Genomic DNA, 13949 nt, shown 5'->3' with positions numbered 1-13949 from the left:
GACACATTATGCTGCGCACATGGGGGAAATGTGCCCCAATGAAGGGGGCGGGAGGCATAAGCTTTGTACACTATTGAGTTATGTCTTCTGATCAACAGAAAGAGCCCATTCTTCCGCTCCCCGTAGAGCCGTTTGATGGCCCTACCGCTGATACTCCGTTCCCCGAAGCCCTTGATGAAAACCCGATAGCCTCCGGGTTTGAATCCGAATTGCGCAACTCTATCGCTGAGGCCAAGCGCGTCGTTGTAAAGATTGGTTCCTCGTCGCTGACGGATGAGAATTTCCGCGTGGCGCAGGAAAAGATCGATCACATCGTTGATGCTGTCCACGCACGCATGGGACGCTCCGATGTCATCATCGTTTCCTCCGGTGCGGTTGCTGCCGGTATGGGCCCGCTCGGCCTGCACCAGCGCCCCACCGACCTGGCTACGAAGCAGGCTTCGGCGTCTGTGGGCCAGGTACACCTCGCCTATGAGTGGGGCCGTTCCTTTGCGCGTTATCAGCGCACCATCGGTCAGGTGCTGCTTACGGCCTCCGATGCCGGACACCGCGACCGCGCCCGCAACGCGCAGCGCACCATTGATCGTCTGCGCCAGCTGCGCACCATTCCCATCGTGAACGAAAACGACGCCGTTGCTACCTCTGAGATGCACTTCGGCGATAACGACCGCCTGTCGGCCTTGGTCGCCAACTTGGTGGGCGCAGACGCGCTCTTCCTGTTCTCTGATGTCGATGGCCTCTATGACAAGAACCCGGCCGAGCCGGATGCGAAGTTCATCGATGAGGTGCGCACCGGTAAGGATCTCAAGGGCGTTGTTGCCGGCGATGGCGGCAAGGTCGGCACCGGCGGCATGGCCACGAAGGTCTCCGCCGCCCGCCTGGCCACCCGCGGCGGCATTCCTGTGCTGTTGACCTCTACCGATAATATTGGCCCCGCGCTTTCCGATGCCTCCGTGGGCACCGTCTTCCACACCCGCGAGGAACGCCAGCTTTCGGCTTGGAAGTTCTGGGCGCTCTACTGCGCCGATACCGGCGGAGCCGTCCGCCTGGACGAGGGCGCCAAGGAGGCCGTGACCAAGGGCGGTACCTCCTTGCTCGCCGTGGGTATTACCGATGTCCGCGGTGAATTCAACAAGGGCGAGATCATCGATATCTTGGGCCCGAAGGGCGAGGTTATCGGCCGCGGTGAGGTCCGCTTCGATTCCGAGGAATTGAACGCCATCAAGGGCATGCAGATGAGTGAGCTGCCAGAAGATAAGCGCCGCTCCGTCGTGCACGCGGATTACCTGTCCAACTTCGCCTCTCGCATCTAGCTAAGTGCCGTACGCTGGTCCCATGAAGTATTTTATGGGACCAGAAACGTGGCAGCCGATGGTCGATGACTTAAGCGCTGCCGGCCACGAACGCGTAGAAAACCTCGAAGACGCAGAGGTTTATGTCAATAACACACCCAGCCCACGCCGCATCCCAGAGATGCCGGACAATATCGGCTGGGTGCAGCATTGTTTTACCGGTGTAAACCAACTCATTGATGCTGGATTGATTACCCCTGAGGGCTTGCCGTGGTGCAATTCCGCCGGCGCCTTTGCCAAGCCGGTGGCCGAATGCGCCTTGGGCCTACTGCTCTCCCAAGCTCATCAGCACAAGGCCTTTGTGCAGGCCGGCACCTGGTCGGTGGCCAAGGAGCTGGATGAAGCGCAGGAGTGGATCTATGACCAGCAGGGGCCGAAGAAGGTAGCGATTTTGGGTGCTGGTGGCATCGGCAAGCAGCTCATTGCCCTGCTCAAGCCCTTTGGGGTGTACATCACCGCCGTGAATCGCTCTGGGCGCCCCGTGGAGGGCGCCGATGAGGTGGTTGCCATGGCTGATGCCGCACACGTGTGGGGCGAGGCCGATGTTATTTTCTGCATCCTGCCCGCCACGCAGGAAACGGAGGGGCTAATCGATGCCGCAAAGTTCCGCGCCATGAAACCGTCCTCGCTGTTTATCAACGTCGGGCGCGGCAGCACCGTGGTTACCGATGACCTCGTGGATGCCCTGCGCGAGGGTGAAATCGCCGGGGCCGGCTTGGAAGTTGTGGACCCAGAGCCGCTTCCCGATGGCCACCCGTTGCTCTCCCTGCCCAATTGCACCATGACCCCGCACATCGGGGCAACAAAGCACGTGGCGCAGTACCACATGGGCGATATTTTTAATGCCAATGCCGTCGCGTGGGATAAGGGTGAGCCCATGCCCACCCAGGTAGATCCGGAGGCGGGATACTAGAAAGCTTAAGAGCCACGGACAGCGAAGCCTGGGTGCGTCGTGTGTGTACCGAAGAAAGGACGTACCGCCCACTGTCCGTGGCGAGTGAAATTAAAAGTTCAATATGTTGAACTACTGCTAATTTAACACTTATCCAAGGGCAACACAAGCACGATTATTAAGATGGTGGACATGCACCTAGAAGAACTCCCTACCCGCAGCCAGGACTACCTCAAAGTTCTGTGGGACTTATCGGAGCATTCCGGCGGCGCCCCAGTGGGGCTGAAGGATGTGGCGGGGCGCCTGGATCAAAAGGTGCCTACTGCCTCAGAGGCGATTAAAAAGCTCGCCGCTCAAGGGCTGGTGGAGCATGAGCGCTATCAGGGCGTCTCATTGAGCCCTGCGGGCCGCGAGCTGGCGATGCAGATGGTGCGCCGCCACCGGCTTTTAGAAACCTTCTTGGTAGAGACCCTGGACTATTCCTGGGACGAGGTGCACGAGGACGCTGATCGCCTCGAGCACGCCTGCTCCGATCGCTTTATTGGCCGCATCGATGCGCTGCTGGGATCCCCCGACCGCGATCCGCACGGCGATCCCATTCCCGATATTGGCGGCGGGATCGAGGATCTTGGCACGCTCACGCTCGCCAGCGCCCCGCTCGATGCGCCCGTGACCGTGGAGCGCGTCTGCGATGAGGATCCTGGCCTATTGCGCTACCTCGACCGCTTTGGGGTGGAGCTGGGCAATGAGCTGCGCGTAAGCGATAGCGTGGCCGGCTTATTGACGGTGCAGACCAAAGGCGGCGAGATGTCGCTGGCGGAGGTGGCCGCCCGCGAGATCACAGTCCGCCTGTCCTCGTCTAATTAACGCGCGGCGCAGCAACGCAGTGCTGCGCCGCGCCGTGCGACGCCATGCCGCGCCGCACGTTAGGAAATCGCCTTATAGGCCGTCATGCTGGCGAGGTAAAAGACGCCGGCCACAATGGCGATGGTGCCGCCGGCCGAAAGGCTTAAGTGCGCGGCGATAAAAAGCCCGGCGACCGCGATGGTGATACCAATGATGCCCGCCCCGATAAGCAGCGCCTCTGGGCGCGATACCCACGGGCGCAGGCCCGCGGCCGGGGCCACGAGTAGGGCAATGGACAAGATGGTGCCGACGGCGGGGATGACGGCGGCCATCGTCAAGCAGATAAGGCCGAGCGTCAGGGCATCGTAAAGCCCGCTATGCGGGGACGTGCTGGGGTCGAAATAGGCCTGGAAGAGGCGGCGCCGGCAGGCCAATACCGCCAGCAAACAGATAATGACAAGGCCAGCCGCGACGGCGACATCGCGGTGGTTGACCGTGGTGAGCGAGCCCACCAGGAAGCTATCGACGTGCAGCGGCAGCGGCTGAAACCAGCGCAGTAGCAAAATGCCCAGCGCAAAGCCCAGGGTGAGCGTGGTGCCCGCCGCAGCGGTAGAGGATACGCCATGCACCTTACCCAGGTAATGCATGAAAATCGCCAGCGGAATGCAGACCGCCACGGAGCCGAGCATGAGCCCATCGCTTAAGTTGGCGCCCACCGCATTGGCCACGACGACGCCGATGACCGCGCCGGGAAAGGTGCCGTGGGAGAGGCTTTCGGCAAAAAAGACGCGGTTGCCTAGCACCATGAGCGTGCCCACCAGCCCGGAGAGGCAACCCACCGCGATGGCTTCGAAGAATGGCAATGTTAAGACACCCATATGCGCCTGCCTAAAAGTGCGAGCGGAACGGTCAGGGAAAGCGACAGCGCGACGATGGCCTGCGGGGAAATCTGGTGGGAGGTTACCGAAAGCATGAGCCACAGGCCTACGCATACGGCTAGCACCGCGCCGACCAGCGCCCACAGGAGCATCTGCACCGGGGTACTGGCTAAGACGCGCCCGACCAGGCCTGGTACCACGACGAAACCCAAGACGAGCAACACGCCGATGGCGGAGCTCGCGGCGACGACGATAAGGCCCACCGCTACGTTGGCGATGACATCGACTAGCCCCACGCGGATGCCGGTGGCGTGCGCTGATTCGCGGTCAAAGGCTACGGCGACTTGCGAGCGCCAGGTGGCCAGGATGAGCAGGGCGGCAACCGCACACAAGATGATCGAGGGGATCATGCGGTCAGTGGTGATATCGAGCAGGCGGCCAAACATAAGGGCCTCCAGCTGGCCGGAGCGATCCCCCACGGCGAGGCTGATGACCACGCCGATGCCATACATCAAGGTCAGCACCACCGCGGTGCCGGACTCATGATCGTGGCCATCGCCGCCGGAATTAAGGCGCGCCAAAATAAGCACCGCGATGCCTGCAGCAGCGGCGGCACCGGGCAAGATGCCGGGAAACCCCGCCACGGCCAGGCCAATGACGATGCCCGGGAATACCGAGTGGACCAGCGCCTCGACGCTAAATTCCATGCGGCGCAGGTTGACCACCACGCTGACTATCGCGCCGGTCAAGGCCACGCACAGCAAAAAGAGGGCCGCGCGCTGCATATAAGGAGCAGTAAGCAGAAGCGTCACATCTCCCCCTGAAATACCGACGTGGCCTCCAGGTAGCGCTCGACGGCATCCTCGGTATCAAGGACCTCGCTGTGGCCGTCCACGATGAGCATTCCGGCATCGCAGGCGCGCTGCGCCAAAATGGGATCGTGGGTGGAAATGAGCAGGGCAACCCCGCTTTCCTTAAGCTTGGCGATGATCCCTAAAAGCACCTGCCTGCTATCCTGATCAAGGCCATTGAAAGGCTCGTCCATGAGCACGAGGTCAGGGTGCGAGGCGAGCGCGCGGGCGATGAATATGCGTTGGCGCTGCCCGCCCGATAGCTTGTCCCAGCGCGTCTTCGCCTTATCCGTCATGCCGACGAGTTCCAGCGCTTGCGTTATCTGCGGGTGCAGGCGGCGCATGCTGCCCATGCGCTCCCACCACGAGGCCTTATTGAGCAGGCCCATTTCCACGACCCGGCCAGCGGTGACGGGGAAAGTGGGATCGCAGGTGTGGTGCTGGGGAACATATCCCAGCGTCGCCGTGCGCTCGTGCTCGCCGCGCAGCGTCGCAAGGCCAGCGATGGCCTTTAAGAGCGTGGACTTACCGGCACCATTAGCCCCCAGCAGCGCGATGGCCTCACCTTCGTGGATGGTTAAGGAGACATTGTCCACGATGGTGGTGGTGCCATAGCCACAGGAGGCATGGGAAAGCTTTAGAAGCGGTGCACTCATTATGCGTTATCCAGGCTGTCTGGCAGATCGGCCGCTTCACCGTCCCAGGCTTTTACCAGGGTAGTGACGTTGTGGATGATGGAGCCGATGTAGGTGGCGCCGTCGCTATTCGGCACGCCCAAGGAATCGCCGTACAAGGCGTCTTCATCCGTAATGGCCTTGACACCTGCGGCGCGGGCGATGGCTTCGATGGACTTAGAGTTATTGGAGTTTTCCGCGAAGATGGCCTTGGCACCGGAATCGCGGATCTCCTTGGCGGCATCCTCGATGTGCGAGGAAGTAGCATCCTGTTGGTTATTGAAGTCCGTGAGCGCGGATCCGATGAACTCCACGTCATAGTCGTTGGAGAAGTAGCCGAAGGCATCGTGCGATGAAAAGAGCACGCGGTCCTGCTCAGGGACGGTCTCTAAGGACTCGGTGACCCATTTATCCAGCTCGTCGAGCTGCTTGGTGTATTTTTCACCGACTTCCTTCACGGATGGTTCCTTATCGGCCAAGGCATCCACGATGTTTTGTACCTGGATTTTGGCGTTCTTGGGGGAGGTCCATACGTGTGGGTCGTGGGTGAATTCCGGTTCCTCGCCGTCCTCGCCGGGGAAGGGCCACGGGCGAAGGTCTACCTTGTGGTTGGAATCGTCATCGCCTGCAGTGACGATGGTCTCGCCGTCGAAGCCGGAGGACTCCACGGCGTTATCGAGGAAGTGCTCGAGGTCAACGCCGTTTTTAAAGAGGAAGTCCGCATCCGCCATGGCACTCATCTGCTGCGGGGTCATCTCATGCTCGTGCGCGCTGGCATTCGGTGCCAGCAGGCAGGTGAGATCGAGGGTGGTATCACCCCCTCCCTCGGTGGTCTCCTTGCCGCTGGAATCCACCTTGTGAAGCGTCATGCCACCCTGGGCAATCTGGGTGAGGTAATCGCAAATCTGCGTGGTAGTGGCGACGGCCTTGATGGCCTGATCGTCGCCCGAACCGGAGCCCGCGTTGGCACCGTTGCCTCCGTCATTCGTGCTGCAGGCGGCGAGGGCGAGCCCGCTCAGGGTCAACATCAGGCCCAGCTTGGCCACGTTCTTTTTCATGAGTGCTCCTTTTTCAGGCTGAAACTTATCAAACAAAGAATAAACATACCCAATTAAAAGTTTCAAGGTATTGAACAATAAGATTTGGTATTGTGAGGTTCACTGCACTTTCGGGCTAGGGTAGGGAAGTGGTTTTCTCTGCGTGGCCTGTCCAATTCAGGCAAAGCGTGAGGTTCACGGCGGGCGGCTGAAAAACTCGGGCGGGTACGTTACTCTGGTATGACATGAGCAACACTGAACGCGAAGAAGTTCTGTCCAAAGCCCGTGCTGCAAAGGACGTTGCGCCCGTCGTGGCGCAGCTGTCCACGCCGCGCAAGAATGAAATCTTGCAGCGCGCAGCCGAAAATCTCATTGCCCACACCGATGACATCCTTGCTGCCAACCAGCAGGACATTGAGGCAGGCCGCGAACGCGGCATGTCCGATTCCCTGATTGACCGCCTGACCTTGGACGCTGCCCGCGTCGAGGGCATTGCCGATGGCCTGCGCCAAGTCGCTGGCCTGCAAGACCCGGTAGGCGAGATCCTGCAGGGCCGCACCATGGATAACGGCATCCAGATGAAGCAGGTGCGCGTCCCGCTCGGTGTGATGGGCATGGTCTACGAGGCCCGCCCGAATGTCACCGTGGATGCCTTCGGCCTCGCTTTGAAATCCGGCAACGTGCCGCTGCTGCGCGGTTCCAAGTCCGCGCGCAACTCCAATACCAAGCTGGTGGAGCTCCTGCAGGACACCCTTGCAGAGTTTGATCTGCCGCGCGAGGTAGTCCAGCTCCTGCCCTGTGAGACCCACGATTCCGTCCAGGACTTGATTACCGCCCGCGGCTTGGTGGACCTAGTCATTCCCCGTGGCGGTGCCAAGCTCATCGAGGCTGTAGTTACCGGCGCTACCGTTCCGGCCATCGAGACCGGTACCGGCAACTGCCACTTCTACATCGATGCTTCGGCCGATATGGACAAGGCCATCGACATGGTCATCAACGGCAAGACCCGCCGCACCTCTGTCTGCAACTCCACCGAGTGCGTGCTTATTGATGCCGCGCTTGATGATGCCACCAAGCTGCGTATCGTCCGCGCCCTCCAGGACGCAGACGTCACCGTCCACGGTGATGTAGACGAGCTCGAGGGCTTCGGCGCCACGGACGTTGTTCAGGCTACCGAGGAGGACTGGCGCGAAGAGTCGCTGTCCATGGATATCTGTGCGAAGGTGGTCGACGGCGTTGACGCTGCCATCGCCCACATCGCGGAATTTACCACCGGCCATACCGAGGGCATCGCCGCCCAGGATGCGGACGTCTTGGTCAAGTTCGGCAACGAGGTTGATGCCGCAGCCGTCATGCTGAATGCCTCCACTGCCTTCACCGATGGCGAGGTCTACGGCATGGGTGCAGAAATCGGTATTTCCACCCAGAAGCTGCACGCTCGTGGCCCAATGGCCCTGCCGGAGCTGACCTCCTCCAAGTGGGTCCTCCAAGGCACCGGTCACGTACGCCCATAAGAACGTGCGCCTTTTTCCTCTCTCTCTCGCGCCGCCGCTGGCTTTGTAGCTATCTCCGCCACGGCGGCGCTTGGCATGTCTGTGCTCACACCTGTCGCGGCAGCGGGGGAGACTCATCCGCCGGCCGAGACCTGCCCCGACTATGTATTCCTTGCCGCGCGCGGCTCGGACCAAAATGAGGAACACGGGGAGTACTTCGGCCCGCAGCGCTATTCGGACCAGGGCGCGGAATCCAATGGCTATGAAGGTCCCAACCTCGCAGCGCTCTTCCACCTGGTAGAACAACGCCACCCCGGAACCATGGATAATGCCTACGTGCTGGCGTTGGATGCGGATGCATATCCGGCCTCTATGAACCTTCCACCGTTGGCCCAAGAGGGCGAAAACCTGGGCCCGCTGCAGCTGATGCGCCGCTTGGGCGGGGTGCTGCTGGAACATCCCTTGCATGAGCTGGTCTATCAGGTCACCGTTGGCTTTGTGCAGAGCCTGCGCAGCGGTATGAACAACGCGCCGCGCGTGGTGGAGAAGTACGAAGAGGAAACCGGCTGCAGCCCGCGCTATATACCGCTGGGTATTCGCAAGGAGCCATTATCGCCACCAGCGCGGAGCGCTACCTCGCGTCCCAGGACAAGCTCGCCGGGGCGATCTACCTGGGCAATCCCTTGCGGCGTCCCGGCGGCATGGCCGGGCCGATTCCGCGATATCTCATTCCTCACAGCGCCGCACTGCAGGCCGATCGCCGGATCGATTACTGCCTTGCCGGCGACTTCGTCTGCGACCTCAACCTGCGCAATGCCAAAGACACCCTGGCCACCAAGGCCGCCCACCACGCCTCATATTTCCGCGATAGCGAAGGCGATGCGGCAGTGGAACAGGACAATGCCCGCGTGGCCGATACCGTGGCTGGCTGGCTTAACTCCCCAGCAGGGTAGCGGCTATACTCTCCAGCCATGACTAATTCCCAGCGCATTGGGATCATGGGCGGCACCTTTGATCCAATCCACAATGGCCACTTGGTCGCCGCCAGCGAGGCGGCGCACCGCTTTGCCCTCGATACCGTAGTCTTTGTGCCCACCGGCAAACCGTGGCAGAAGGCCTCCCGCGAGGTCACCGCCGCGGAGCACCGGTATTTGATGACGATGGTGGCAACTGCCTCCAACCCGCGCTTTACCGTCTCCCGCGTGGACATCGACCGCAAGGGCCCTACCTATACCATCGATACCCTGCGGGATCTGCGCGAGCTTTTTCCGGACGCCGAGTTTTACTTCATCACCGGTGCGGATTCCCTGCAATCCATTATGAGCTGGCATAACTGGGAAGAGATGCTGGAAATGGCGCACTTCGTGGGCGTCACGCGCCCGGGCTACGAGCTGAGTACGGACATGCTGCCCGCCGGTTCGCGGGAGGATATCAACCTTATCGATATCCCGGCCATGGCCATTTCTTCCACGGATTGCCGCGAGCGGGCCGCCCAAAACCGCCCGGTGTGGTACCTGGTTCCGGATGGGGTGGTGCAATACATCACCAAAAATAACCTCTACTCGGCGCAGCCGGATAAACCTTTATAGTTCAAGTTTGGGCACAATCGCGCCGAACGTGCAAGAATAGACAGCTAAAAGACACTTCCTCACCAGACGCGAAAAGGGAATTTTTATACATTGTCTATTTCTGATCTCGCCCGCCGCATGGCGGCAACCGCGGCGCATGCCGCACAGGACAAGCTGGCAAGCAATATCGCTGCAATCGATGTCTCCGATGTCCTCGCCATCACCGAGGTTTTTGTGCTGGCTTCTGCCGATAATGAGCGCCAGGTCGGCTCCATCGTGGATGAGGTGGAGGACCAGATGACGGCTCAGGGCTTCGAGCCGCAGCGCCGCGAGGGCAACCGCGAAAACCGCTGGGTGCTGTTGGATTATGGCAATATCGTCATCCACGTGCAGCGCACGGACCAGCGGGAGCACTATGGGCTCGACCGCCTCTACCACGATTGCCCTTTGGTGGACATTGAGGGCATTGAGCCACCCGAGCGCCCCGGCGATTGGACCAACGGCATCAATCCGCGCACCGTGGATTCCATTGATGAGCTGCCATTGGCGCAAAAGGCCCCTGGCGAGGACGAGGAGCTTTAACCCCACCATGAGCCGCCGCCTGATTCTGATCCGCCACGGACAAACCACCTACAATGCCTCCGGCCGCATGCAGGGCCACTTGGATACTGAGCTTTCCGATGTCGGCTACGAACAGGCCCGCGCCGCTGCGCGCCTGCTCCGGGATCAGGGCGTGGTAAAAATCGTCGCCTCCGATTTGCAGCGCGCTCGGGAAACCGCGCGGGTAGTGGCAGAATCACTCGGCTTGGACTTTTCTACGGACCCTCGCCTGCGCGAGACCAATCTAGGGCAGTGGCAGGGAAAGAGCTCTGCCGAAGTGGATGCGGAATTCCCCGGCGCCCGCGCCATCTGGCGCCACGATCCCACCTGGGCCCCGCCAGAGGGCGAGTCCCGCGTGGACGTGGCACGGCGCGCCCGCCCGGTCATTGACGAGCTCATGCAGGAATTTTCCGGTTGGGATGACGGCGCCGTACTCATCGTCGCCCACGGTGGCGCAATCTCCGCGCTCACGTGCCACCTGTTGGGCTTGGATCACGGCCAGTACGGAATTTTATCCGGTCTGAAAAATACCCACTGGTCGCAGCTGACCGCCCGCCCGGATTTCAATCCAGAAACCCCCGTGACCTCCCTGGAATTTACGCCGGAGACGGTGGCGAGCGCACAATGGTACTTCGACGGCTGGAATATGGGTGGCGAGGTCACCGGTGATGGAGGGGCAGATACCTAGTGACCGTTCGCGTCATTACTGACTCCGCGGCCAGCCTGCCCCCAGAGATCGCTGAAGAACTCGATATCACCGTCATTGACCTACACGTGATGGATAGCGAGGATAAGGGCGGAAAGCTGCGCACCACCTCGGGCCTGTCTTCCCTCGAATTGGCCGCCGCCTACGGCCGGGAAATGGAAAAGGCGCAGGATGATGGCGTGATCGCCATCCACCTGTCCAAGGAGCTTTCGTCCACGTGGTCGGCGGCGGTGGCCGCAGCTGGGGTTTTTCCCGATACGGTGCGCGTTATCGATTCCGGCTCGGCCGGCATGGTCATGGGCGCGGCGGCGATGGCGGCTGCTACCAAGGCGGCACAGGGCGCGGCGCTGGAAGAATGCCACGCGGCGGCGCTAGACAGCATCGAACGCGCGGCTACCTGGGTGTACCTGCATTCCACGGAGGATATGCGCCGCTCGGGCCGCATGTCCGCGGCCACCGCCATGTTGTCCACCGCGCTTTTAGCCACCAAGCCGATTATGTCCATCGTAGATGGCAAGCTGGAGTTGGTGGGAAAAACCCGCACGCAGACCAAGGCCTTTACCAAGGTGGTAGAGATCATCGCCGCCCGCGCCGCCGGGGAGCCCGCCTTCATCGCCATTCAGCATAACCAGGCCGGCGAAGCGGCGGACAAGCTGCAGGGCCTCTTGCGCGATGCCCTACCAGAAGGCACGTCCTTTATCACCACGCCCCTAACCGAGGTGCTCGCCGTGCACGCTGGACCCTCCGCCATTGGGGTATCTGCGGTATTTAGCTCCTAGGCCCTCGCACGCACGGGCGAAGCCCGACGGCCTGTGCGCCCCCGATTGTGGATAACCACCCCGCCAGGACCCGTTTGGTTGCTTCCTACAACGACTTATCCACAGCGCCTCCGCCCACGTTCTCGCACCGCACGCGGCGGCTTCCTAGCCTGTGGGCTATGGCGGCACCCAAAATCAGCGAACGACTCCGCGAATTTACCCAACCCACCGGCGAGGAAGAACTCCTCCACGTCGATTACCCGCGCCCGCGCGTGCGCATCAGCCGCTGGCAGGCCTGCGCGGTAGCCATCATTGTGGTGGTGGGCGTCATTATCTGGCTGGGCCTTAGTACCCGCAATTCGGATGAGTCCGGCATGCCCGAACCCGCGGCGATGGGCAGTACCACCGCCGAGCCTAGCGCGGAGGCGAGCGAAATCGTCGTATCCGTCGTCGGCGAAGTTGCAGCGCCCGGCCTGAAGACCCTCGAGCCTGGTGCCCGCGTCGCCGATGCCCTCGCGGCCGCCACGCCCTTGCCGGAGGCGGAGACCATGACGCTCAACCAAGCGCAGCGGCTTGCCGATGGCCAGCAGCTCCGCATCCTGCCCCAAGGTGCTCCGCCCGACCCCGCGCTTGCCGATGCCCCCACCGCCGCACCCGCCGGCGGCGATAAAGTCAGCCTCAATTCCGCGACCGCCGCCGAACTCATGGATCTCAACGGGGTAGGGGAGGTCACCGCGGAAGCCATCGTCTCCTTCCGCGAAGAGCGCGGGGGTTTTAAGGACGTCGAGGAACTCCTCGAGGTCAGTGGGATTGGCCCTGCCAAGTTTGCCAAGCTCAAAGATAACGTGCAGCTGTAGACGTAAGAGGCCACGCCGAGATGAAAGAACTCCGTCTGCTTCCCGGCGCCCTGACCGCGTGGGTGGCGGTCATCGCGGTGCTGGTTTTCGGGCAGGGGTGGGCCGTGGCGTGCATCGGCAGTGTCGTAGGGATATGCCTGCTCGCCCGGCACTGGGGCCAAGCCATTTTTTGCGGCGTACTCGCCAGCGCCGCCGCCTTCGTAGCCGCCGTGCGGCAGGCGCGAGCGGCCGCCTTCGAGTTCGGCCGCGAGATCACCGGCCGGGTGGTCACCGCGCCGACCCAAACGAGCACCGGCGGCTGGCTCATCCGGCTCGATGTCCCGGGCTATCCCGCGCAGCTTCCGGTCTTTAGCCCCGAACCACTGAGCGCACCCGCCGGAACGCAGGTCACGGTAGCGGTACAGCTTTCCGAGTCCGACCAACCCGGAGTCGGGACCGTGATAGCAAACGCCTCCCACCTGAGCATCTCTGCGCCACCTTCGGGCCTGGCCGGCTGGGCCGCACGGGTGGCCGATAACTTCCGCGCGGTCGTACTAGAGACAGTAGGCCCGAGCAGCCAGGGGCTTATCCCAGGCATGGTGCTTGGCGATACCTCCCTGCAAAGCCCCGCGGACCGCGAACTCTACATCGATACCGGGCTATCGCACCTCAGCGCTGTATCCGGTGCCAATGTGGCCATCGTCTGTTCCTTTGCCGCCATCGTCTGCGCCGCGTGCGCCGCCGGTCCACGCACCAGAGTGGCGGTGTCCTTGGCCGCGCTAGCCATCTATGTCGTCTTGGTGGGCCTTGAACCGTCGGTGCAGCGCGCGGCCGTCGCCGGGGTAGTAGGCCTGCTCGCGGTGCTGCACTCGTCCACTATGGAACCCATCCACGCGCTCAGCCTCGGCATCCTCACCCTGCTTTTCGTGGATTCGGACCTCGCGGTGCACTTTGGTTTTGCATTATCGTGTGCAGCGACCTTCGGCATCGTCATGCTGAGCCCGCTTATCTATTCGCAGCTCGCGGTCACCGGCTGGCCCGCCATCTTCCTGCGCGCTGTCGCCGTGGCGATTGCCGCCGATATCCTCACCCTGCCGCTTATCGCCCTCATGTCCGGCGAGGTATCCGTCGTCTCGGTCCTCGCCAATGTCTTGGTAGCACCCGCCACCGCCCCCATTACTGTGGTGGGGTTGCTCGCGGCCATCGCCGCGCAGCTAGGCCCCTTAAGCATCGTCGCCGCGGGATTATTGAAACTCATCGAACCCGCAGCGTGGTGGATCAATACCATCGCCCACGGCGTGGCTAGCCTGCCCGTGGTCACCATCACCGCCCACCCGCTGTTTACGCTCCTTGCGTACGGATGGGTCATCGCCGGGCTGCTGTATCACCGGCCATGGCTGACCTTGGCAGGGGTTATCGCGGGCATCGTTTGTCTGGGTGCGTTTGCCGCCTAGCGCT

15 protein-coding genes are annotated in these 13949 nt (G+C 62.0%); 11 read left to right on the top strand and 4 right to left on the bottom strand.

Translation table 11 applies throughout. The features are described from left to right. The first annotated feature begins 80 nt into the window (after positions 1–80). The 3 genes from proB (at position 81) to QP970_RS03020 (ending at position 3111) form a co-directional block, all read left to right on the top strand. Entirely contained in the window at positions 81–1313 is a 1233-nt protein-coding gene (proB, locus tag QP970_RS03030; RefSeq protein ID WP_023023537.1) for a glutamate 5-kinase, read from the top strand. 22 nt (positions 1314–1335) lie between these two features. After that, positions 1336–2265 carry a D-isomer specific 2-hydroxyacid dehydrogenase family protein gene (locus QP970_RS03025; RefSeq protein ID WP_239268697.1) on the top strand — a complete coding sequence of 310 codons (930 nt, stop codon included), beginning with the start codon at positions 1336–1338 and terminating at the stop codon, positions 2263–2265. A gap of 171 nt (positions 2266–2436) precedes the next feature. After that, entirely contained in the window at positions 2437–3111 is a 675-nt protein-coding gene (locus tag QP970_RS03020; RefSeq protein ID WP_034659051.1) for a metal-dependent transcriptional regulator, read from the top strand. A gap of 59 nt (positions 3112–3170) precedes the next feature. Here the strand turns inward: QP970_RS03020 and QP970_RS03015 are convergent, their stop codons facing one another. From QP970_RS03015 to QP970_RS03000, 4 genes are read right to left on the bottom strand one after another with little or no spacing between them, the layout of a single operon-like run. Next, the gene (locus tag QP970_RS03015; protein WP_023023531.1) at positions 3171–3968 is read right to left on the bottom strand and encodes a metal ABC transporter permease; all 798 of its coding nucleotides are present in this window, start codon (positions 3966–3968) and stop codon (positions 3171–3173) included. Then, complete coding sequence (locus tag QP970_RS03010; RefSeq protein WP_023023529.1) at positions 3956–4780, bottom strand: metal ABC transporter permease; 825 nt, start codon at positions 4778–4780, stop codon at positions 3956–3958. The genes QP970_RS03015 and QP970_RS03010 overlap by 13 nt, the downstream gene beginning before the upstream one ends. Further along, positions 4777–5475, bottom strand: a complete 699-nt coding sequence (locus QP970_RS03005) for a metal ABC transporter ATP-binding protein (protein WP_284771602.1) — start codon at positions 5473–5475, stop codon at positions 4777–4779. Before QP970_RS03005 ends, QP970_RS03010 begins: the two co-directional genes overlap by 4 nt. Then, positions 5475–6551 (bottom strand): metal ABC transporter substrate-binding protein, encoded by a 1077-nt coding sequence (locus QP970_RS03000; protein ID WP_284771601.1) that lies wholly within the window; start codon positions 6549–6551, stop codon positions 5475–5477. Before QP970_RS03000 ends, QP970_RS03005 begins: the two co-directional genes overlap by 1 nt. A 224-nt stretch (positions 6552–6775) precedes the next feature. Here QP970_RS03000 and QP970_RS02995 point away from each other — a divergent pair, with 224 nt between their 5' ends. The 8 genes from QP970_RS02995 (at position 6776) to QP970_RS02960 (ending at position 13945) form a co-directional block, all read left to right on the top strand. Further along, the gene (locus QP970_RS02995; protein ID WP_239268691.1) at positions 6776–8044 is read left to right on the top strand and encodes a glutamate-5-semialdehyde dehydrogenase; all 1269 of its coding nucleotides are present in this window, start codon (positions 6776–6778) and stop codon (positions 8042–8044) included. A 545-nt stretch (positions 8045–8589) separates the two neighbouring features. Then, a complete protein-coding gene (locus QP970_RS02990) occupies positions 8590–8976 on the top strand; it encodes a cutinase family protein (RefSeq protein ID WP_350309407.1) in 387 nt (128 codons plus the stop codon). Between the two features lie 18 nt (positions 8977–8994). After that, on the top strand, positions 8995–9612 hold the full coding sequence (nadD, locus tag QP970_RS02985; protein ID WP_023023517.1) for a nicotinate-nucleotide adenylyltransferase: 618 nt from the start codon (positions 8995–8997) through the stop codon (positions 9610–9612). Between the two features lie 117 nt (positions 9613–9729). After that, positions 9730–10173: a ribosome silencing factor gene (rsfS, locus tag QP970_RS02980; protein ID WP_198010486.1), complete on the top strand. Its 444-nt coding sequence runs from the start codon at positions 9730–9732 to the stop codon at positions 10171–10173. 7 nt (positions 10174–10180) lie between these two features. Continuing rightward, the gene (locus QP970_RS02975; RefSeq protein ID WP_005277992.1) at positions 10181–10879 is read left to right on the top strand and encodes a histidine phosphatase family protein; all 699 of its coding nucleotides are present in this window, start codon (positions 10181–10183) and stop codon (positions 10877–10879) included. Next, positions 10879–11676, top strand: a complete 798-nt coding sequence (locus QP970_RS02970; RefSeq protein WP_239268687.1) for a DegV family protein — start codon at positions 10879–10881, stop codon at positions 11674–11676. The genes QP970_RS02975 and QP970_RS02970 overlap by 1 nt, the downstream gene beginning before the upstream one ends. Before the next feature lie 158 nt (positions 11677–11834). Further along, on the top strand, positions 11835–12512 hold the full coding sequence (locus QP970_RS02965; RefSeq protein ID WP_239268685.1) for a ComEA family DNA-binding protein: 678 nt from the start codon (positions 11835–11837) through the stop codon (positions 12510–12512). Positions 12513–12532: 20 nt separating this feature from the next. After that, positions 12533–13945 (top strand): ComEC/Rec2 family competence protein, encoded by a 1413-nt coding sequence (locus QP970_RS02960; RefSeq protein WP_284771600.1) that lies wholly within the window; start codon positions 12533–12535, stop codon positions 13943–13945. Positions 13946–13949: the final 4 nt, after the last annotated feature.

It is taken from the genome of Corynebacterium sp. MSK073, assembly GCF_030232085.1.
GTDB lineage: Bacteria > Actinomycetota > Actinomycetes > Mycobacteriales > Mycobacteriaceae > Corynebacterium.
The sequence above is the reverse complement of the archived record's forward strand: the minus strand, read 5'-3'. Positions and strand labels throughout refer to the sequence as shown.